Raw genomic sequence first — 20,290 nt, 5'->3', positions numbered from 1 at the left:
ATGACCGACACGACCAGCACCAACGGGCAGCCCCCGGCACGCCTCGGCGCAGACCGGCTGCTTGACGATCTTTACAGCGGCGGCGCGCGGATCTGCTTTGCCAATCCGGGCACCACGGAACTCAGCATGGTCAGTTCGCTGGCGCGCGACGGGCGGATCCGCTGCGTGCTAAGCCTGTTCGAAGGCGTCTGCACCGGCGCGGCCGACGGCTATGCGCGCGTGTCGGGCAAGGTGCCGATGACGCTGCTGCATCTGGGGCCGGGCTTTGCCAACGGCATCGCCAACCTGCACAACGCCCGCCGGGCCGGATCGCGGATCGTCAACCTGATCGGCGATCATGCGACCTGGCATCTGGAATACGATGCGCCGCTCACCTCGGATATTCACTCGCTCGCCAGGCCGGTTTCGCGCGAGGTCGTCTATCTCGACAAGACCGATACCATCACCGACGGCGTGAAGGCGGCCTTCGCGGCGACCAACCGGGAGGAAGGCGGCGCTGCAACCATCATCTTCCCCACCGATGTGGTCGATGCGCCCGCTGCGGCTGGCGGAGACTTGGTGGAGGAGCAGGCCTATCAGCCCAGCCCGGTGGCGGAAGCCGCGCTGGACACGGCGGCGGAACGGCTGCGCGATGCGGCGCAGGTCATCGTGCTGATCGGCGGCACGGCGCTGAGCGAGGCTGGCGTGCGCGCTGGCAGCGCGCTGGCCGAGGCGCTGGGCGGCAGGCTGCTGATGGAGCCCTATCCGGCCATCGTCTCGCTTGGCGGCGATCTGCCGATGGTGGAGCGGCAGGCCTATTTTCCTGACGACGTGATCGCGCAGATGGGCGAGGCGCTGGTGGTGCTGGCCGGGGCGCGGATGCCGGTCAGCTATTTCGGCTATGAAGACTGGCCGAGCCAGCTCGTGCCGGAAGAGCGGCTTGTCCGTCTCGCCGCACCGGGGGAGGACGCTGTCGCTGCGCTCGAGGCCGTCGCAAGCCGCCTTGGACAGGCCGGCAAGGATGCTCCGGTTGTCGCCCCGCGCCAGCCGGTTGCCTCCCCCGCTGCGGACGAAAACCTCTCTCCCGCGTCGGTGGTCGAGGAACTGCTGGTGCAATTGCCCGAAGATGCAGTGATCTCGCTGGAGGGCTCGACCATGGGCGGGCCGTGGTTGAAGCAGGCGCACCGGGCGAAGAAGCACCGCGTCATCACCAACACCGGCGGTGCGATCGGGCAGGGCCTGCCTTGCGCTGTCGGGGCGGCCATTGCGGCTCCAGAAGCGCGCGTGATTGCGCTGCAATCCGACGGCAGCGCGCAATATACGCTGCAATCGCTGTGGACCATGGCGCGCGAGGGGCTGAAGGTCACGGTGATCATCGCGGCCAATCACCGCTATGCGATCCTCCAGACCGAGCTGAAGCGCGCCGATATTCCGCTCGACGATCCGGTGGTCTCCAAGCTGACCGACCTCGATCATCCCCGGGTGGACTGGGTTGCCTTGGCGCGCGGTTATGGCGTCGAAGCGCGGCACGCGCGCACCAATGGCGAGATGGCCGAGGCGCTGCGGGAGGGGCTGTCGCTCGATGGCCCGCTGCTGATCCAGGCCGAGCTGCCATGACCGGCGAGCAGCGCCTTGCCATCCTCACCGGCGGCAGCGGTGGACTGGTGCCGGGTATCGCCGAGGCGCTGGCCGATGCCGGCTTCGCCATCGTGCTGACAGCGCGGGGCGAGGAGCGCCTTGCGCAGGCTGCCGAGCGCCTCGCGGACAAGGTTGCCGTTCCCGTCACCGGTATCGCCTCGGATGCGCGGAGCCAGGCATCGGTCGACGCGCTGGCCAGCGATGTAATGACGCGCTTCGGGCGGATCGATGTGCTGGTCAATGCTGCGGCAAGCTCCACCCCCATCGGCGGTGCGATCGAGGAGGTCGATGTCGATGCACTGATCGCCGATGCCGACGTCAAGGTCGGCGGCTATCTGCGCTACACCCGGGCGGTCGTACCGGCGATGAAGAGCGCGGGGCGCGGCCATATCGTCAACATCGGCGGGTTGACCGGCCGGTCGAGCGATACGCTGAGCGGCCTGCGCAATGCCGCTGTCTCGCACCTTACGAAGGTGCTGTCCGACCAGCTCGGCCCGTTCGGGATCACGGTCAATGCGGTTCATCCGGGCATTGTCCTGACCCCGCATCTGGAAGAGCTTTTTGCCGAAATAGCCAAGGAACGCGGCACCTTGGTGAATGTGGTGGAAGACGAATTCCGCAAGGATATCCCCACCGGACAGTTTCTGACCGTGGCACAGGTTGGCCGGACTGTCGCCCATCTGGCAGACGCGCCCGATGTCGCCATAACCGGCCAGTCGTTGACGGTGGACGGCGGCTATTCGCGCGGCGTCTACCTGTGAGGGGGAGGGGATGAGCATGCACGCAAACACTGAAGAGGCGAGAGCGAAGTACCCGTTGTCGATGCGGCTGTTGCACTGGACGCGGGCCGTGTTGATCCTCGGGCTGATCTGGTCCGGCTGGTATATGACCAGCCTGCCGGAAACCACGCCCATGGCGACCTTCGACCTGTTCTATCCCAACCACAAGCAGTTCGGCCTTGTCGTTTGGCTGCTGGCGCTCACGCATCTGTTTATCCGCTGGAACAACCGGCGTATCCTGCCGTCCACGCCGGACAGTCTGAAGCCGTGGGAGAAGACGCTGTCGCATGTCGTCCACCGCGCGATCATGGTGCTGACAATCGTGACGCCGATGTTCGGCTACGCGATGTCGTCGAGCTTCACGCAGAGCGACGGCGTGCCGTTCTTCGGCCTGGAAGTGCCCGAACTGCTGCCGAAGAATGACGATGCCTTTGCCGTCTATCACGAACTTCACGAATACGGTGCTTACATCCTTCTGGCGCTGGTTGTCCTGCATGCGGCCGGAGCGGTGAAGCATCGCCTGCACGACAAGGGCGGCGAGACCGACGTCCTGCCGCGGATGCTCTAGCCGATCCATTTCCCCGGAAAGACCCTGACGATGACCGAACCTTCCCTGCAGCTTCTGCGGCCCGAACAGCTTGACGCAAACGGGCTTGTCGTGACCAATCCGGCGAACGGATCGCAGGTCGCCACCGTGCGCCGCTACGATACCGATGCGCTGACCCGGATAATCGACGCTGCCGAGGCCGCGCGCCACGGCTGGGCGGCCCGCACGGCAAAGCAGCGCAGCGATATCCTGCGCGCGTGGTACGACCTCATCATTGCGCATACCGAAGACCTCGCGCGGCTGATGACCCTGGAGAGCGGCAAGCCGCTCGATGAAGCACGCGGCGAAGTGAAATACGGGGCGGCCTTCATCGAATGGTTCGCGGAAGAGGCGCGCCGGGCCTATGGCGAGGTGATCCCCACCCATGCCGAGGGCAAGCGGATCGTCACCCTGCGCCAGCCGGTCGGCACTTGCGCGGCCATCACCCCGTGGAATTTTCCGCTGGCGATGATCACCCGCAAGGTGGGCCCGGCGCTCGCCGCGGGCTGCTCGATCATCGTCAAGCCTGCCGAAATGACGCCGCTTTCCGCACTCGCACTGGAGGCGCTGGCGCAGGAGGCGGGTATCCCGCACGACCTGTTCCGCGTCGCGCCTGCGGTCAAATCCTCCGATGCCGGTGACCTGTTCTGCACCCACCGCGCGGTCCGCAAGATCAGTTTCACCGGCTCGACGGCGGTGGGCAAGGTGATCATGGCCAAGGCGGCGGGGCAGGTGAAGCGCCTCAGCCTTGAGCTGGGCGGCAACGCGCCCTTCATCGTGTTCGACGATGCCGATCTCGATCGCGCCGTCGAAGGGGCCATCGCGTCGCGCTATCGCAATGCCGGGCAGACCTGTGTTTGTGCCAACCGCTTTCTGGTTCAGGACGGCATCTACGACGCCTTCGTCGAAAAGCTGGCCGCGCGGGTCGGTGCGATGACGGTGGGCGACGGCGTGGCCAATCCCTCCGCCATGGGCCCGCTGGTGAGCCACAGGGAAGCGGCCCGGGTCGCAGGTCTGGTCGCGCAGGCGCAGGCGCAGGGCGCGCGTCCGGTTGGAGAGCTTGCGGACGTGCCGCAAGGCGGGGCCTTCCATGCCCCCATGGTGCTGGCCGACGTCACCACTGACATGGACATTGCGCATGAGGAAATCTTCGGTCCCGTTGCGCCCGTCATCCGCTTTTCGGACGAAGCCGAAGCGCTGCGGATCGCCAACGACACGCCCTATGGTCTCGCAGCCTACTTCTACACCGCCGACGCCGCTCGCCAGTGGCGGGTGATGGAGGCACTCGAATGCGGCATGGTCGGTGTGAACGACGGCCTTATCTCCACCGAGGTTGCCCCGTTCGGCGGGGTGAAGGAATCGGGGTTCGGCCGCGAAGGGTCGAGCCATGGCCTCGCCGACTATATGACCATCAAATACTGCTTGCTCGGTGGCCTTGGCTGAGGGCCGCGAGGGCTATCCGGTCGGGTAGCCCTTCCACCGCTTGATCGTGCGGATCGCGAAGCTGGATCGCATCGAGCTGACGCCGGGCAGCAGCGACAGGCACTCGCGGTGGATCTTGTCGAAATGTTCGAGGTCACGCGCGGCGATGCGCACGATGTAGTCGGCATTGCCCGAGGTGAGGTGGCATTCGAGGATGTCGTCGAACTGAGCAACGGCCGCCTCGAACCGCTCCATTGCGGTTCGGCTCTGGCTTTCGAGCGTTATCTCCACGAAAGCGTGGAGCTTCAGTCCCAGCCGGACCGGATCGAGCAGCGCCGAATATCCGGTGATGATGTGCGCTGCTTCGAGTGATTTGATCCGCCGATGACAGCTCGATGAGGATGCCCCGACGCTGTCCGCGAGCTCGGCGATCGAGCGTGACGAATCCGTTTGCAATGCGCGCAGCAGCGACCGGTCGATGGGGTCCACAAATTTCTCCCGATGATTGTTTATGAAACGAGACTATATCCCAATTATCGTAATGATTGTACAAAAAACGAAAAGAAATGGCAGGGCGCTTGAGATACCTTCGCCGCTCCAAATCTGAAGGAGCAAAGCGATGCGTGTCGGCACGGTAAGAGAGATCAAGAACCATGAATACCGGGTCGGCCTGACACCGGAAAGCGCAGAGGAACTGGTCTTGAACGGCCACGAGGTCTGGGTGGAGACAGGCGCGGGCGACGGCATCGGATCGAGTGACGAACACTATGTCGCCGCTGGTGCGACGATCAAGGCCACCGCAGCCGAAATCTTCGCCGAGTGCGAAATGGTGGTGAAGGTCAAGGAGCCGCAAGCCGTCGAACGCGCGCAGCTGCGCAAGGGGCAAATCCTTTACACCTACCTGCACCTTGCGCCCGACGCGGAGCAGACCGCCGATCTGGTCAAGTCGGGTGTGACGGCTATTGCCTACGAGACCGTCACCGGGCCGGGCAATTCGCTGCCGCTGCTCAAGCCGATGAGTCAGGTCGCCGGTCGCATGTCGATCCAGGCCGGCGCGACAGCCTTGCAGAAGGCGCAAGGCGGGCGCGGCGTGTTGCTGGGCGGCGTGCCTGGCGTGCTGCCGGGCAAGGTCGTGGTTATCGGCGGCGGCGTGGTCGGCATCAATGCCGCGCAGATGGCGGTCGGCATGGGCGCCGACGTCACCATCCTCGACCGCGATCCGACCGTGCTCGAACGGCTCGACAACCACTTCGAAGGCCGTGCGCACACGCTGTTCTCCAGCCATGCCGCGCTGGCCGCGCAGGTGGCCGAGGCCGATCTGGTGGTGGGCGCGGTGCTGATCCCCGGTGCCGCAGCGCCGAAACTGGTCACCCGCGAAATGCTCTCCACCATGCAGTCGGGGTCCGTGCTGGTCGACGTGGCGATCGATCAGGGCGGCTGCTTCGAAACATCGAAGGCGACGACCCACGCCGAACCGACCTATGTGGTCGACGACATCGTCCACTACTGCGTGGCCAACATGCCGGGCGCTGTCGCGCGGACCAGCACCTATGCGCTCAACAACGTGACCTTGCCGCATGCTTTGCGCATTGCGAACAAGGGCTGGAAGGCGGCGCTGAAGGCCGATGCCGATCTGGCAGCGGGCCTCAACGTGCACGAGGGCCAGGTCACCTACGAGGCTGTGGCCCATGACCTTGGCTACGACTATGTGCCGGTGGCATCGCTGCTGGGATAGTCTCCGGCACCACGAGACGGGCAGGACCGCGATCCGGGTGAGCAACCCGGAGCGCGGTTCGTCGTCGATTGCAGGCACGTTCAGGTGAAGGGAGCACCGACAAGGCGCTTGTGGTCGCCAGGGCGTGGCGGACGGCCTTCCTCCATAGCTTGCAACCGCGCGGTGTGAGATATTTCTGCGGAATATCAGTAATATATGGGATTCCAGAAAAAATAGATCGCTGGCTCTGTCAGATTTCCGGGTGTCCCTCGTCAAGGGGGTGAGGCCGCAGGGATCTTGGCCTTCGCAATGAGGGACACCGATGACAAAGCTCCAGCGCTTTTGCGCGCGCATGGTGCGCGCATGCACCCGCACGCCTGCATTACTGGCGCTTGTGCCGTGCCTGTTGCTGGCTGCCTGCGTTCAGCCTGCTCAGCCGTTTGCGACAGTCTCTTCGCGTACGGCTGAGCTTGAACGCCGCCTTGCCGGGCCCGACGGCTCCGTAATGGTGGTGGCGCATCGCGGCTGCTGGCGCGAAACGTCCGAAAACAGTCTCGACGCGATCGAGGCCTGTATCGCCGCCGGGGTCGACATGGTCGAACTCGACGTGCGGGCAACGCGCGACGGGCAACTGGTGCTGTTGCACGATGCAACGCTCGACCGCACGACCGATGGCTCGGGCCCGCTTGACCAGATGGACTGGGCCGAGGTGCGCAAGCTTCATCTGCGCAAAGGGCAGGGGCGGGGCACGCCGCTGACCGACCGCCGTGTGCCCACGCTGGAGCAGGCGCTCGCCACCGCCAGGGGGCGCATCCTGATCAATCTCGACGCCAAGGTCGACCTGACCGATCAGGTGCTCGCTCTGATCGCGAAGCATGGCGATATGGATCAGATCCTGTTCAAGGCCGAAGCCCCGCTGGCCGAGGTGCTGCAACATGCGCCGTGGGTGGGTGAGGTGAACTTTCAGCCAATCCTGCGCGAGCCTTATCTCGCCAGCGATCCGCAAGGCTATATCGCGGCCTACGATCCGATCCGGCCCGTCAGCTACGAGATCGACGTCAAGACGCGCGCCTTCACGCCGGTGGTCGCGCCGCTGATCCGCGCGCGCTGTGCGCGCTTCTGGGTGAACAGCCTTTCGGGCCGCATCTACGACGACGAACAGGCGCTGACCGATCCCGATCACGTTTGGGGCGCGCTGGTCGCCGAGGGCGTCGATGCCATCCAGACCGACTATCCGCTGCTCCTGCGCACCTACCTCGACAAGGTGCAGCCAACCACTTTCCGCTGCCCTTTGGGCGGCTGAGCCGGCGGCCTGCCGTGGCCGCCAATTCACAACAATCACCGACTTCGAATGACCTCAAGCAATAGGACTTGTTACCCATGACCCGTATTTCCCGCCTTTCCTGCGCCGCCGCCACCTCGGTGCTCGCGCTTGCCCTCGGCCACAGCGCCGCCATGGCCCAGAGCGAGCCGGATCAGGACGAAGACCGCAGCGTTCTGGTCGTGCAGGGCTATCGCCTTTCGAACGTCGCGGCGGTGGAGGCCAAGCGCGACGCCACCGGCATTACCGATTCCATCGCCCAGGATCAGGCAGGGCTGCTGCCCGACCTCACCATCGCGCAGGTCGCCCAGCGCATTCCCGGCCTCGCGCTGGTGCCCGACTTCGGCACCGCCGACGACCGCTCGCCCGACCTTGCCGAAAGCGTGATGATCCGCGGCATCGGCTCGGCCTACAACCAGGTGACCATCGACGGCATGCCGCTCGCCACCACTTCCAGTTCCAGCCGGGGTGCGCGCATCGAGCTGTTGCCGCCCTCGTTCGTCAGCCGGATCGACGCGATCAAGACCATCACCGCGAACCTCGACCCGCATGCGTTGAGCGGCCAGCTCGACCTCATCACAGCCAGCGCCTTCGACAGCAACCGCACCTCGCTCGCGGTGCGCGCCTCGATTGGCGACAACTCCACCGCTGGCGCCGCCGATATGGATCAGGGCCAGAACGTGCGCGCCGACGCCACTTTCTCCACCCCCTTTGGCGCCAACCGCGACTGGGGCCTCGTGGTCTCCGGCTCCTTTGCGCGTTACTATTCGAGCAACTACGACCAGAAACCGGGCGCGGTCGACAGCAGCTATCGCATCTATCGCACCGGCTCGAACCAGCAGGTCGACTATGCCGACATCACCGACACCAACGGCTATTCGGCGGCCTCGCGCAACCAGATCTTCGTTTATGACGACAAGGTCACGCGCGCCTCGGGCGTGATGAAGCTCGAATACGATCCGTCCGAGAGCACCTATGCCTCGATCTACACCGGCTACTTCTATCAGGAAGAGGACGAGATCCGGAACGAGTATCTCGCCACGGCCAACGACAAGATCGCGCCTGCGAACCAGACGGAGACCTATGGCGAATGGGCGCAGGGTCGCACCTCGCTCGGCTATTCGCACCAGCCGCAAAAGCGCGAGACCTTCGTGGTCTCGGGCCTCGTCGACCAGACGCTGAACGATGCCCTGAGCCTTGAGCTGCGTGGCAGCCACTCGCGCGCACGCCTCAACACCATCCGCGACCGCTCGAAGTTCAGCACCGCCAACAACCTTCCCGAGAGCGCCTTCTCCTACGATCTCGGCGCGGGCTTCCCGGTGCTCGATTTCTACGACCCGGCCTACGTCAACGATGCCGCGAACTACGAGGAAGGCTATATCCAGCACATCACCCAGCGCGCGGCGCAGAACCTCACTTTCGGTTCGGCCGACCTGTCGTACAACTTCGACAGGGACGACCGCGGCCTCGGGTTCAATGCCGGGGTGAGCTACTCCAGCACCGACCAGCTGTTCGACGAAAACCGTCTCTCCGGCCTGCTCAACGCGAGCGATAGGGCGACGATGGAGAACTTCGTGCGCGGCGTGCGCCTGCCCACCACCGACAGCGATGTCGACTTCCTGTTCATCGACGACAATGCCTATCGCGCCGCATGGCAGGCGGCGGGCACGCCGATCACCTCGGACGACAGCGACACCGACATTTCCAGCGACTACGACATCAACGAGCAGATCTTCGCCGCCTATGTCGAGGCCAACTACCGCACCGACGCCTTCAACCTGCGCGCGGGCCTGCGCTATGACCAGACGGTCAACAACATTGACCTGTGGTTGCAGGACAAGAACCTGCCGAAGGAGCCCAACGATGCGGCGCAATATGTGCGTAGCCATCGCCGCGCGACCTATGACTATTTCCTGCCCTCGGTGATCGCCAGCTACCAGTTCGGTGAAGGGTTCGTGCTGCGCGCCGGGTACTCGAAGACCATCGGCCGGCCCGACTTCAACTACTATGCCATCGGCGAAAGCATCGGCCTGCCCGAGGATAGCGAAGACAACGTCATCTCGATCACGCGCGGCAATCCTGATCTGAAGCCGCGCACCTCGAACAACTTCGATCTGTCGCTGGAATGGTATGCGGGGCGGGGCAGCCTGCTGTCAGTGGCGGCCTTCTACAAGGACATCAAGGACCTGATATTCACCCAGAACATCACGCTCGATGGCTTTGTCTATGAAGGGGAAACCTACACGGCACGCGTGACCACGCCGATGAACTCGCAGGCGGCCAAGCTGAAGGGCCTTGAACTGTCGGCACGGCAGGACTTTCAGGACTATACTGACAGCTTCCTCGGCAACTTCGTGCTTTCGGCCAATGCCACCTTCATCGACGGCGAGCAGACCGTGGTGCAGGCAGATGAGACGCTGCGCAACGTGAACGGGCTCGAAGGTCAGCCCAAGTTCCTCGCCAACGCGACGCTGTCCTACGAGACCGACCGCTTCGGCGCCTCGGTGGCCTACAACCATGTCGGCAACTACCTGAAGTCGATCAACGAGGATGCCGAGGTGTTCGACATCTTCAGCCGCCGTCGCGGCGAGGTCTCGGCGCAGGTCCGCTACAGTGTAAGCGACAATTTCACGCTGATCGCGGAAGGCCAGAACCTCACCAGGTCCGAGATCGAATACTACCGCGAAATGCCGACCGGCCAGCTGGTGGCCGAACGCAGCCAGAAGGGCCGGGTGCTCTGGCTCGGCGTTTCGGGCCGCTTCTGATCGGGCACTGGTGGCGGGAGGCGGGTGCTGCGTGCGTCCGCCTCCTCGCCCGTTTGGGAAGGACATCGACATGATCAAGACCCCTCTGACCTTCGCCGTCACGATGCTGCTGGCGGTAACCGCAACGCCTGTGCTGGCCACCCCGGTTTGCGGCGACACCGCACGCATCGCGCAATTGCAGGCCGATTTGCACGACTCCACCGGCCCGGTGCTGATCGCATCGCATCGCGGCGGACATCTCAACGCGCCCGAAAACGCGCTCGCGGCGGTTGACGAAGCGGTGGCGAACGGGGCCGACGTGCTCGAAATCGACGTGCGCGTGTCGCGCGACGGGGTGCCGTTCATCATGCACGACAGCACGGTGGATCGCACCACCAATGGCACGGGCCTGGCCGAAGACATGACCTATGCCGAACTGCGCGCGCTGCGGCTGAAGGGTGGCGACACCCCGCCGCCGAGCCTTGTCGAGATGCTGCGGCGCAGTTGCGGGCGCATTCTGGTCGATCTCGATATGAAGACCGACCGGGTCGCCCCGGTGATGGCCGTGGTCGAGGGGCTGGGCATGGCCGATCAGGTTATCGTGTTCGACAGCGACAGCGAGACCTTGCGCGAAGCCCGCAGGCTGCTCCCGGCCATCGCGGTGATGACCCGCCTGCGCCCCGACGCCACCTTGGCGGAGAAGAACCGGGGGCTGTTTCCGGTGGCTATCGTGCACGGCGATACCGAGACGCTCGACCACGATGCCAGCGAGGCCATCGCCGCAATCCCGGCGCGGATCTGGGCCAATGCGCTGGGCGATATCGACACACTCCTGCCCGATGCCTGGGCGGCCTGTTCGGCGCTGGACGATCTGGCCAAACGCGGTGTCTCGGTGATCCAGACCGACTATCCGCGTCTGCTTCGCGCGCGCATTGCCACCTGCCGCGCAAGGGCGGTCGAAGGGCAGGTGCAGTAACCGCGAACCTGCCGAAAACTGCCATTTCTCGCGCTTACAGCAATGAAGGTGTCACTAACCTCACCTAGGCCCGCCCCGCTTGCAAAGAAGAGGGGCGCGGCATGGAACTGGACGAAGCGGCATACCGCCTGTTTCGCGGCGACGTCTATCGGTTGGCCTACCGCAAGTTGGGCGATCATTCGGCCAGCGAAGATATCGTGCAGGACAGTTTCCTGCGCCTTTCCCAATACCGCAAGGAGGCGGTGGGCAACGTCGGCGGGATGCTGCACCGGATTGCCAGCAATCTCATCATCGACCGCGCCCGAAGCCGCAGGCGCCGGGCCGAGGAGGTCCTGCCCGATGACGAGGGGGGCGCGCCGGCGAACGGGGAGCCCTCGCAGGAACAGGCGCTGATCGACAGGGAACGCATGGACCGGGCCGCGAGGATAATCGACGAAATGCCGCCTCTGCGGCGCAAAGTCTTTATTATGCGCCGTCTGCATGGCATGTCGGCGAAAGAGGTGGGGGCAGCCATGTCGATCAGCCCGGCGGCTGTCGACACCCACGTTGCCCGTGCCGTGCTGGCCCTGCACCGGGGCTTTGCAGCAGCGGAAGAGCATACGAATTCTCGATGAACGACGACATTACCGAAGAAGATGAAGTGGATGCAGCCCTATGGGTGGCTCGGCATTTGGGCGGCCCGGTCGATGTCATGGCCTTCGCGCAGTGGATGGGCGACAAGCCAGGACGACGCGAGCTGTTCGATGCCATGTGGGTCAACTGCGCGGATCAAAGCGTAACCACGGCCCTGGAAGAGTACAGCGCAGCGCAGGGTGTCGCGCCTGTGGCGGCGAACGATACCGAGCCTGAGCGTCGCGCTTTCCGCGGCCTGCTGGCGCTGGGTGCCGCGGCCTGCTGGCGCTGGGTGCCGCGGCGGCGGCGGTGGCGGTGGTTGTCGGGACCTTTGTCTGGCTGCCGAGAAGCGAGGCGCAGGCGCATGGCGAAATCTACCGAACTGCTGCCGGTGAAGTACGCGAAGTGGCGTTGGCGGATGGCAGCAGTGTGCTGCTCAACGGGGCGAGCGCGATCAAGGTGCAGCTCGATGGCGATGTTCGCCATGTGACACTCAACGCAGGCGAGGCGCTGTTCGATGTCGCCCACGATGCCGACCGGCCTTTCACCGTGGAGGCTGGCGCGGGCGAGGTCACAGTGCTGGGAACCCGCTTCGATCTCGCTCTCAATGACGACCAGGTCGAGCTGGAAGTCTCGCGCGGGCTGGTGCGGTTTGGCGCTGTCGGGGCCGATGAGGACGAAGCGGTGCTGGTGCGGCAGGCGCAGCGTTCCACGTTGCAGGGCGGCACTCCGACGATGCCGGTGGCCTACGCCGGGCCCAGCGAGCCTGAATGGCGCAGCGGCTGGGTGGAAGTGACCGATATGCCCCTGGCGCAGTTGCTCCCCCGGCTTGAACGATGGACCACCAAGACAATCGAGCTGAAAGACCCGGCGCTGCTCGAACAGCGCGTGGCGGGGCGCTTCATGCTGTCGGAGCCGGGGGCGGTGCTTTCGGGCCTTGGCGCAATGTACGACTTCCGGGTTCGGGAGACCGACAGCGCTTTCGTGATCGAGCGGATCTGATCCGGGAATTATGCGATGGCATGGCTAAGCCGCGCTGATCGCATGTCACAGCGGACCCTGGGACGGATGCTCGGGCAGCTCCGCTCTTCCGCCACGCGGCCCGGCATGGTGCTGGTTGCCGGAGCGATGGCGGCGGCGGCGGCAGCGCCGGCACAGGCGCGCGATGTTTCCTTCGCAGTGCCAGCCGGGCCATTATCCGGGGCGATTGCCGCCTTTTCGCGCGACAGCGGCATGCAGATCATCGCCCGGCCCGAAGTGCTGCGCGGCAAGCGGACGCGCGGGCTCAGCGGGCGCATGTCGGTCGAGCGCGCGCTGCAACTGCTGCTGCGCGGCACCGGGCTCGAAAGCCAGCGGCGCGGGGTGGTCATCCTCATCGTCGAGAGCACTGCCCCCGTTCGCCGGAGCCAGCCGCCTGCGCCGCCGCCCGCAGCACGCATTGCGCCGGTGCAGGACACCCGCCCGCTGATCGTGACCGGCCAGCGCATGGCCAACCAGTTCTCGGTCGAGACCAAGGTGTCTGCCGTCGGGATCGTCGATGCCGTCACCGGTGACGACATGCGGCGGCTGCCCGACAGCACGGTGGTCGACGCATTGCGCCGCATTCCGGGTATTTCGGTGGTTGCCATTGCCGATGACGAGCATCCGCGCGATGTGCCCATCGCGCCGGTGGTGCGGGGGCTGACCCAGGCTTATAACAATATCACGCTGAACGGCCTGCCGATTGCCTCGATCGGGGTGCCCGACGCGATCTCGAACAGCGCCAGTCGCGGCGGGCGCATGGATCTTCTGCCCGCTTCGGCGATCTCGCGGCTCACGGTCATCAAGACCTTTACGCCCGAGCTTGACGCCAATGCCATCGGCGGCGCCATCGACATGGAGACGCTGATGCCGTTCTCCGGCAGCGGTGACAGCTTCCTTGTCGCCGAGGCCCGGCTGTCCGAGGCCAGTCAGCGCAGCGCCATCAGCCCGCAATCGCCGTTTGGCGGCAACGCTTCGATCACTGCCGGGCATGTGTTCGGGCCAGACCGCAGGTTCGGCGTGCTTCTCGCCGCGGATGTGCAGAAGCTCGACAACAGCAGCGACGTGCATGGCAATGCCGATGGCAATTTCTTCACCTACTACACTGCCGACGGCCAGCGGGTCAGCGATTTCGCGCGGTCCAACGGTATCCTCGTGCCGCGCGAGGACAAGTCCTGGTACAACGAAAGCACGCGCCGACGCTGGGGGCTGCGCGCCGCTGTCGAGGCAAGGCCGAGCGACCGCCTCAGCCTTGCGGCGTTGGCCGGGCTCTATCGTTTCGACGATGGCTTCACCCGCAACGAGATCGTCATCAGCGCCAACGATGCTGCGGTGGCGGAACAGACCGCGACCTCGGGCCGGTTCGAACGCGGTTCGGTGCAGGTCGGCTATCGCGACGGCGTCACCCGCAGTGCGGTCCGCCTGCTGCAAGTCAGCGCAGAGTGGGAGCCATCGCCGCGCGACCGGATCAGCCTGTCGGGCAGCCTCTCGCAGGCCAGCCTCGATGAGCCTTACCGGATGGCAAAATATACCGCGGGAACTGACGGGGAGGGCGAGGTGGTCGGCTCGCCTGCCTTTGGCTTTGCCTACGATACCAGCGGTTTTCACCACAGCTTTGCGGTCGCGCCTGAAGCCTACAGCGACCTTGCGGCCTATGCGCCGACCTATTGGCGCAACCGCTCGCGCATGGCGCGCTCGCGCGCCGATGCGGCCCGTGCCGACTGGCAGCACAATATGGAAGGTTCGCTTGGGTTTGCCGCAGGGCTTGCCTGGAAGGCGACCCGCTACACCTATGCCTTTGAGAACGACGAGTATCGCCTGCCGGGAACCTCTGCATCGCTGGGCACTGCGGGCGCTGTACGCGACGTGCTGCGGCGCTGGAACCGGAGCGCTCTGCCGCTGATCGTGATCGACCCGGCTGCCGCCTGGCAGATGCTCGAAGACAACTTCGCCAGCGCCATCCGCACGGACCCGACCGACGATCGCGTGAGGGACAATTTCAGCCATCGAGAGCGTACGCTCGCAGGCTATGCCATGGCGCGTTACCAGCACGAGGGTCTGGAACTGATTGGAGGTGTGCGCGCCGAGCAGACCTGGGCGCAGACGCTTGCCAATCGCAAGCTGCTGTCCCGGTGGGAGCCGCTGGATACGCGCTCGGACTATCTCGAACTGCTGCCCTCGCTGCTGGCGAATGTGCAACTTGCCGAGGCGCTCAAGCTGCGCGCCGCCTATAGCCGGACGATGGGCCGCCCCGGGTTCGAAGCCTATGCGCCGCGTCAGTCGGTGAGGTTTGCGGTCGGCGATGACGAAGGCGATCCCGATGCGCTGGGTGTCACCGTGATGCTTGGCAATCCCGAGATCAGGCCGCGCATTTCCGACAACTTCGATCTGTCGCTGGAATGGGAATTGCCGCGTGCGGCGGGCGGGCTCGTGTCACTGGCGCTCTTCCGCAAGAACATCGCCGACGAGATTTTCGATGCGGTGACGAGCGGATATGCCTTTGGCGGGGTGTTCTATCGCAAGGCCACGGTTACGCGGCCCGAAAATGCCAGCAAGGCCAGTGTCTCCGGCCTGGAGCTGGGGGTGAGCGTTGCCTCGCTCGAATTGCTCGCCGCGCCGCTGGAGCCGTTCGGGCTGAGCGCCAACTGGACCTTGCTGCGCGGGGCGCTGGAGGTGCCGGTGCCCGGTGGGCCGGTGCGCGAGCTGGATCGGCTGGTGGGGCAGCCTTCGCAGATCCGCAACCTTTCGGTCTATTACACACGCGCGAGGCTGGAACTGCGCGCGGCGATGAACTGGACCGGCCGCGCCTTGCGCCGCCTGCAAGTGGATAATCCGATGGAGGACGTGTACTGGGCTCCGCGGCGCCAGATTGACATGCAGGCGCGTTACCGGCTGGCCGATGGTGTCAGCCTGGTGCTGGAAGTGGCGAACCTCACCGAAGAGCGGCTGGAAAGCGTGACCGGACCCGCTCAGACATGGCTCAAGGACAGCTACTCGGTGCCCCGCACCGTGAGCCTCGGTGTGAGCGCGAAGATCGGCTGATCGAGGCGGAGCGTGGCGTTGGGGAAGGGGAGACCGGAGTCGTCGATGTCGCGCCGCGAAAGCTCGCGGAAGCCCAGCTTGCGGTAGAAGGCCATGGCCTGTGTGTTTGCGATATAGACCTCAAGCGTCAGCTCGCCGGTCTGATCGAGCGCATGGGCGATGAGCTTGCGCCCGATGCCCGCGCCCTGCCGGTCCGGTGCGACGAAGATCCCGCCGACAAAGCTGCCGAGGAGGCTGATGAAACCCACCGGTTGGCCGTCGAGGCAAGCCACGAAAGTCACCGCCTTCGGCAGGTATTCCTCTTCGATCAGCCGACGCTGTTCAATCAGCCTCGCTTCGCCAATGAACGAATGCGCCTTGAGCGAAGCGGCGAACCAGATGGCCGAGAGCTTCGCCAGATCCTCCGCCGCGTCGAAGGGGCGGATCTGCACGCCGTGCCTATCCATCCGAACCTCTATGCCTGCTCCAGCGCTTCGAGCTGTTCGCCCAGTGCCAGCCATTCGGCCTCGGCCTTTTCCAGCTTGTCGCTGACCTTGGCGCGCTGGGTGAGCAGATCGCTCATCGTGCGGTCGGCGAGATGGGGCACGGCGTTGGCCGGCTCGTACATCGCCTGATCGATTTCGCTGAGGCTCGCTTGCAGCTTGGCCATGGCCTTTTCGGCAGTCGCCAGCTCGGACTTGATGAAGCGGGCCTTGGCGCGCGACTTGGCAGAGTTGCCTGAGGAGGTCTTGGCCTGTCCGGGCTTGGCCTCCTTCTTCGGCTGGTTGCGGCCCAGCACGAAGTCGATGTAGTCGTCCATCGAACCGGCATAGTCCTTCGCCGTGCCGCCATCGACCAGCACCAGCCGGTCCGCCGTCAGCTCGACCATGTGGCGGTCGTGGCTGATCAGGATCACCGCGCCCGCATAGTCGTTGAGCGCCTGCACCAGCGCCTCGCGCGCGTCGACGTCGAGGTGGTTGGTCGGCTCGTCGAGGATGAGGAGGTGCGGGGCATCGCGCGTGATCAGCGCCAGGGCCAGCCGCGCGCGTTCGCCGCCCGAAAGCTGCTCGACATTGGTGGTCGCGCGCGGGCCGGAAAAGCCGAACCGGCCCAGTTGCGCCCGCACCGCGCCGGGGGTCTTGCCGTCCATCGCCCGCGTCATCAGCTCGACCGGGGTGGCATCGCTCGCCAGTTCCTCGACCTGATACTGCGTGAAATAGCCGACCTTGAGCTTGCCCGGCGCGGCCATGTCGCCCTCGGCGGGCTGAAGCTGCGCGGCGAGCAGGCGGGCGAGCGTGGTCTTGCCGTTGCCGTTGCGACCCAGCAGCGCGAGCCGGTCGTCGGCATCGATCCGCAGGTTCAGCCGCTGGAGGATCGGCGGGGCCTCGCCATAGCCGACCGCCGCCCCATCGAGCGTGATCATCGGCGAGCGCAGCTCCTCGGGCGAGGGGAACTCGAAGCTCAGCGACGGATCTTCCATCAAGGCGGCAATGGGCTGCATCTTGGCGAGCATCTTGGCGCGGGCCTGCGCCTGCTTGGCGGTCGAGGCGCGGGCGCTGTTGCGCGCGACGTAGTCCTGCAACCGCGCGCGTTGCGCATCCTGCGCCGCCTTGGCCGAGGCGAGCTGCGCAGCCCGTTCGGCGCGCTGCTTCTCGAAGGCGTCGTAGCCGCCCGAATAGAGCGCGAGCTTGCCACCCTGCAGGTGCAGGATATGGTCGACCACGTTGTTCAGGAGGTCGCGCTCGTGGCTGATCACCAGCAGCGTGGCCGGATAGGACTTGAGGAAGTTCTCCAGCCACAGGGTCGCTTCGAGGTCGAGGTGGTTCGACGGCTCGTCGAGCAGCAGCACGTCGGGCTCGGAAAACAGCAGCGCGCCCAGCGCCACGCGCATCTTCCAGCCGCCCGAAAAACTGTCGAGCGGGCGGCGCTGCATCTCCTCGTCGAAGCCGAGCCCGACGAGGATCTTCGCCGCGCGAGCAGGCGCGCTATAGGCGTCGATGGCGAGCAGGCGTTCGTGGACCTCGCCGAGCCGGTCGACATCGGTGCAGGTCTCGGCCTCTTCGAGCAGGTTGGCGCGTTCGACATCGGCGGCGAGCACGGCCTCTTCCGGCGTGGTCAACCCGCTGGGCGCTTCCTGTGCGATATAGCCGAGGCGCGCGCGCGAGGGCTTGCCGATCTGGCCTTCGTCGGGCTCGATCTGGCCGATCAGCGCCTTCATCAGCGTGGACTTGCCCGCGCCGTTGCGGCCGATCAGGCCGACGCGTGCGCCCTGCGGAATCGTCGCGCTGGCGCGCTCGAGAATGGGCCGGCCGCCAAGCCGGACGGTGATGCCGTCGATGGTAAGCATGGCGGGGCCCATAGCAGCACAGTGGGCGCGGCCCAATGGTCAGAATGCGCGAAGCGCGCTAAACACCGCGCATGGACATGAACGACCTGCTGCACCGCTATTTCGGCACCTTCGATCTGGCCGAGGTCGACCCGCGCTCGATTGATGCGGGGGTGGACCGGATGCTGGTCGATTTCGGCCTCGAACAGGACCGGGGCAGGCGGTTCGCCTTGTGGTCGATGCTCTTCATGCTGGGCGCGGCGCCCGATCTCGATGTCGCCTTCGAGGACGAGGCCGACCGCGAGGCGGCGCGCAACCTGATGGACCTGATGGCGGCCTCGACCGAACCATGAAGCACGCCCAAGGCCTCTCGCCAACCGGGCCGAATGCACCTACACCACCGCGCACGGTATCGCTCACAGGGTCATGACAGCACAGGCCTCCCCCACCGGACTTGAAGCGGCGTTCCTGGAGAATCGGGAGCGCCTGCTGCGATTCCTTGCCGCACGCGGGGCGGGGGAGGATGCGGAAGACGTGTTGCAGGAGATCTGGCTGAAGATTACCGCGCGGCGCACCGGGCCGGTCGCCTCGCCGCTGTCCTATCTGTTTCGCACCGCCGACCTGCTGCTGATCGACCGCTACCGCGCCCGCAGGCAGGCAGACCGGCGCGACCGGGCCTGGAGCGATGTGCATTCGGGCGCGACCCCCGGCGTCTCCGATGCGCCTTCGGCCGACCGTCAGCTCGCCTCACGCCAGCTGGCCTTGCTGGTGCAGAAGCTGCTCGACGATCTGGAGCCGCCGCGCGTGGGCGAAGTGTTCCGTCGCCACCGGATCGACGGGCTGACCCAGCGCCAGATCGCCGAGGAATTCGGCGTCAGCCTCAGCACGGTGGAGAGCGATCTGCGCCGGGCCTACAAGGCGCTGGCCAGCTTGCGGGAGCAGCTCGATGAGGTCTGAGGCAATCGATTCCGTCTTGGGATCAGGAGGACTGCACCATGCAGCATGACGATCCGATCCTTGACCAGGCTGCCGAATGGGCGGTGCGCGTGGGCGACCCCGGCTTTGCCGACTGGGACGCCTTCACCGACTGGCTCGAACAGGATCCGGCTCACGCCGAGGCCTATGACCGGGTTGCCGCTGCGGTGGCCGATGCAGCCGAAGCTGAGGCGCAGCGCGATGTCGTGCTGCCCGCCAACGACGAAGCGCCCGCCGCGCAGCCGGTTATGCGCCGCTGGATGTCGGCGGCGGTGGCGGCGGCGGTGCTCATGGTGGTGGCGGTCGGGCTGTGGTGGGGCGATCAGGGCGTGCAGACCTACGAGACCGCGCCGGGCGAAACCCGCCTGATCGCGCTCGACGATGGCAGCACGATCGACCTTGCCGCTGACAGCCGCATCGCGCTCGATCCTGATAGGCCGCGCCTTGCCACGCTCGAAAAGGGGCGGGCGCTGTTCACGATCGTGCATGACGACAGCAACCCGTTCGTGCTCGATGTGGGCGCGGATCGGGTGGTCGATGCGGGCACGGTGTTCGAGGTGCGGCTTGGCCGCAAGGCGCTTGCCGTCGGCGTTTCGGAAGGGCTGGTGATCTTCAATCCGGCGGGGCAGAACGTGCGGGTCGAGCCGGGACAATTGCTCGAAAGTCCGCTCGGCTCCAGCGAGGTCAGCGTCCACTCCATTGCGCTCGAACAGGTCGGCGAATGGCGCGAGGGACGGATCACCTTCGAGCGCATCTCTATCGCCGAACTGGCGGATGAGCTGACCAGCATGTCGGGCCTGACCTTCCGCGCCGCTGCGGCGAGTGCGGGCGATGAGGTTTCGGGCAGCGTGCTGATCGCGCCGATCCGCGCCGACCCGGCTTCGCTCGGGCCGCTGCTGGGGCTGAGCGTGCGTCCGCAGGGCGACGGTTGGTTGATCGAGGCGCGCTAGGCATGCGGCTGCTCACCACAAGTGTTGCCGTGATGGCGCTGGCGATGGCCGGACCGCTGCTGGCGCACCCGGTGATGGTCGACAGCGCGGCGGGTACGGCGGGCCGCGCGGCGATTGCGATTGCGCGCCAGACCGGGACCAGCATCGTCATCGCCGATGCTCCCATCGCCAGCCGCCGGGTGCCGCCGATCCGCGGACAGATGGACGCGGCGGAAGCAGCACGACGG

General features: G+C 65.8%; 19 protein-coding genes. 16 read left to right on the top strand and 3 right to left on the bottom strand.

What is annotated here, in order from left to right; translation table 11 throughout:
* The 4 genes from D2V17_RS14680 to D2V17_RS14665 are packed head-to-tail and all read left to right on the top strand — an operon-like array spanning position 1 to position 4,425.
* Complete coding sequence (locus D2V17_RS14680) at positions 1 to 1,596, top strand: acetolactate synthase large subunit (RefSeq protein ID WP_119593557.1); 1,596 nt, start codon at positions 1 to 3, stop codon at positions 1,594 to 1,596.
* Positions 1,593 to 2,378 carry an SDR family NAD(P)-dependent oxidoreductase gene (locus tag D2V17_RS14675; protein WP_119593556.1) on the top strand — a complete coding sequence of 262 codons (786 nt, stop codon included), beginning with the start codon at positions 1,593 to 1,595 and terminating at the stop codon, positions 2,376 to 2,378. The genes D2V17_RS14680 and D2V17_RS14675 overlap by 4 nt, the downstream gene beginning before the upstream one ends.
* A 16-nt stretch (positions 2,379 to 2,394) precedes the next feature.
* Complete coding sequence (locus D2V17_RS14670; protein WP_119593652.1) at positions 2,395 to 2,964, top strand: cytochrome b; 570 nt, start codon at positions 2,395 to 2,397, stop codon at positions 2,962 to 2,964.
* Between the two features lie 30 nt (positions 2,965 to 2,994).
* Positions 2,995 to 4,425 (top strand): NAD-dependent succinate-semialdehyde dehydrogenase, encoded by a 1,431-nt coding sequence (locus tag D2V17_RS14665; RefSeq protein ID WP_119593555.1) that lies wholly within the window; start codon positions 2,995 to 2,997, stop codon positions 4,423 to 4,425.
* Between the two features lie 12 nt (positions 4,426 to 4,437).
* Here the strand turns inward: D2V17_RS14665 and D2V17_RS14660 are convergent, their stop codons facing one another.
* A complete protein-coding gene (locus tag D2V17_RS14660) occupies positions 4,438 to 4,893 on the bottom strand; it encodes an Lrp/AsnC family transcriptional regulator (RefSeq protein WP_119593554.1) in 456 nt (151 codons plus the stop codon).
* 130 nt (positions 4,894 to 5,023) lie between these two features.
* Between D2V17_RS14660 and ald the strand changes: the two genes are divergently transcribed.
* The 8 genes from ald (at position 5,024) to D2V17_RS14625 (ending at position 15,833) form a co-directional block, all read left to right on the top strand.
* The gene (gene ald / locus D2V17_RS14655; RefSeq protein ID WP_119593553.1) at positions 5,024 to 6,139 is read left to right on the top strand and encodes an alanine dehydrogenase; all 1,116 of its coding nucleotides are present in this window, start codon (positions 5,024 to 5,026) and stop codon (positions 6,137 to 6,139) included.
* Between the two features lie 301 nt (positions 6,140 to 6,440).
* Complete coding sequence (locus D2V17_RS14650; protein WP_119593552.1) at positions 6,441 to 7,421, top strand: glycerophosphodiester phosphodiesterase family protein; 981 nt, start codon at positions 6,441 to 6,443, stop codon at positions 7,419 to 7,421.
* 77 nt (positions 7,422 to 7,498) lie between these two features.
* Positions 7,499 to 10,204, top strand: a complete 2,706-nt coding sequence (locus D2V17_RS14645; RefSeq protein ID WP_119593551.1) for a TonB-dependent receptor — start codon at positions 7,499 to 7,501, stop codon at positions 10,202 to 10,204.
* 70 nt (positions 10,205 to 10,274) lie between these two features.
* Positions 10,275 to 11,159, top strand: a complete 885-nt coding sequence (locus tag D2V17_RS14640; RefSeq protein WP_119593550.1) for a glycerophosphodiester phosphodiesterase family protein — start codon at positions 10,275 to 10,277, stop codon at positions 11,157 to 11,159.
* A gap of 101 nt (positions 11,160 to 11,260) precedes the next feature.
* Entirely contained in the window at positions 11,261 to 11,773 is a 513-nt protein-coding gene (locus tag D2V17_RS14635; RefSeq protein WP_119593549.1) for an RNA polymerase sigma factor, read from the top strand.
* Positions 11,770 to 12,261, top strand: a complete 492-nt coding sequence (locus D2V17_RS21410) for a hypothetical protein (RefSeq protein WP_191229211.1) — start codon at positions 11,770 to 11,772, stop codon at positions 12,259 to 12,261. Before D2V17_RS14635 ends, D2V17_RS21410 begins: the two co-directional genes overlap by 4 nt.
* A complete protein-coding gene (locus D2V17_RS14630) occupies positions 12,177 to 12,773 on the top strand; it encodes a FecR family protein (RefSeq protein ID WP_191229210.1) in 597 nt (198 codons plus the stop codon). Before D2V17_RS21410 ends, D2V17_RS14630 begins: the two co-directional genes overlap by 85 nt.
* A gap of 42 nt (positions 12,774 to 12,815) precedes the next feature.
* Positions 12,816 to 15,833, top strand: coding sequence for a TonB-dependent receptor (locus tag D2V17_RS14625; RefSeq protein ID WP_191229209.1), 3,018 nt, complete (start codon positions 12,816 to 12,818; stop codon positions 15,831 to 15,833).
* Here the strand turns inward: D2V17_RS14625 and D2V17_RS14620 are convergent.
* Complete coding sequence (locus tag D2V17_RS14620) at positions 15,782 to 16,279, bottom strand: GNAT family N-acetyltransferase (protein WP_119593546.1); 498 nt, start codon at positions 16,277 to 16,279, stop codon at positions 15,782 to 15,784. The genes D2V17_RS14625 and D2V17_RS14620 overlap by 52 nt on opposite strands.
* 8 nt (positions 16,280 to 16,287) lie before the next feature.
* Entirely contained in the window at positions 16,288 to 18,159 is a 1,872-nt protein-coding gene (locus tag D2V17_RS14615; RefSeq protein WP_119593651.1) for an ABC-F family ATP-binding cassette domain-containing protein, read from the bottom strand.
* 71 nt (positions 18,160 to 18,230) lie between these two features.
* Between D2V17_RS14615 and D2V17_RS14610 the strand changes: the two genes are divergently transcribed.
* The 4 genes from D2V17_RS14610 to D2V17_RS14595 all read left to right on the top strand — a co-directional run.
* Positions 18,231 to 18,491, top strand: a complete 261-nt coding sequence (locus D2V17_RS14610) for a hypothetical protein (protein ID WP_119593545.1) — start codon at positions 18,231 to 18,233, stop codon at positions 18,489 to 18,491.
* A 73-nt stretch (positions 18,492 to 18,564) separates the two neighbouring features.
* A complete protein-coding gene (locus D2V17_RS14605) occupies positions 18,565 to 19,095 on the top strand; it encodes an RNA polymerase sigma factor (RefSeq protein ID WP_119593544.1) in 531 nt (176 codons plus the stop codon).
* A 38-nt stretch (positions 19,096 to 19,133) separates the two neighbouring features.
* Entirely contained in the window at positions 19,134 to 20,063 is a 930-nt protein-coding gene (locus D2V17_RS14600) for a FecR family protein (protein ID WP_119593543.1), read from the top strand.
* Positions 20,064 to 20,065: 2 nt separating this feature from the next.
* A partial coding sequence (locus D2V17_RS14595) for a hypothetical protein (RefSeq protein ID WP_147367430.1) occupies positions 20,066 to 20,290 on the top strand: 225 nt, incomplete at its 3' end.

Source organism: Aurantiacibacter xanthus, assembly GCF_003584015.1.
Taxonomy (GTDB): domain Bacteria; phylum Pseudomonadota; class Alphaproteobacteria; order Sphingomonadales; family Sphingomonadaceae; genus Alteraurantiacibacter; species Alteraurantiacibacter xanthus.
Note: the sequence above shows the minus strand (reverse complement) of the source record. Positions and strands in the feature narration are given on the sequence as shown.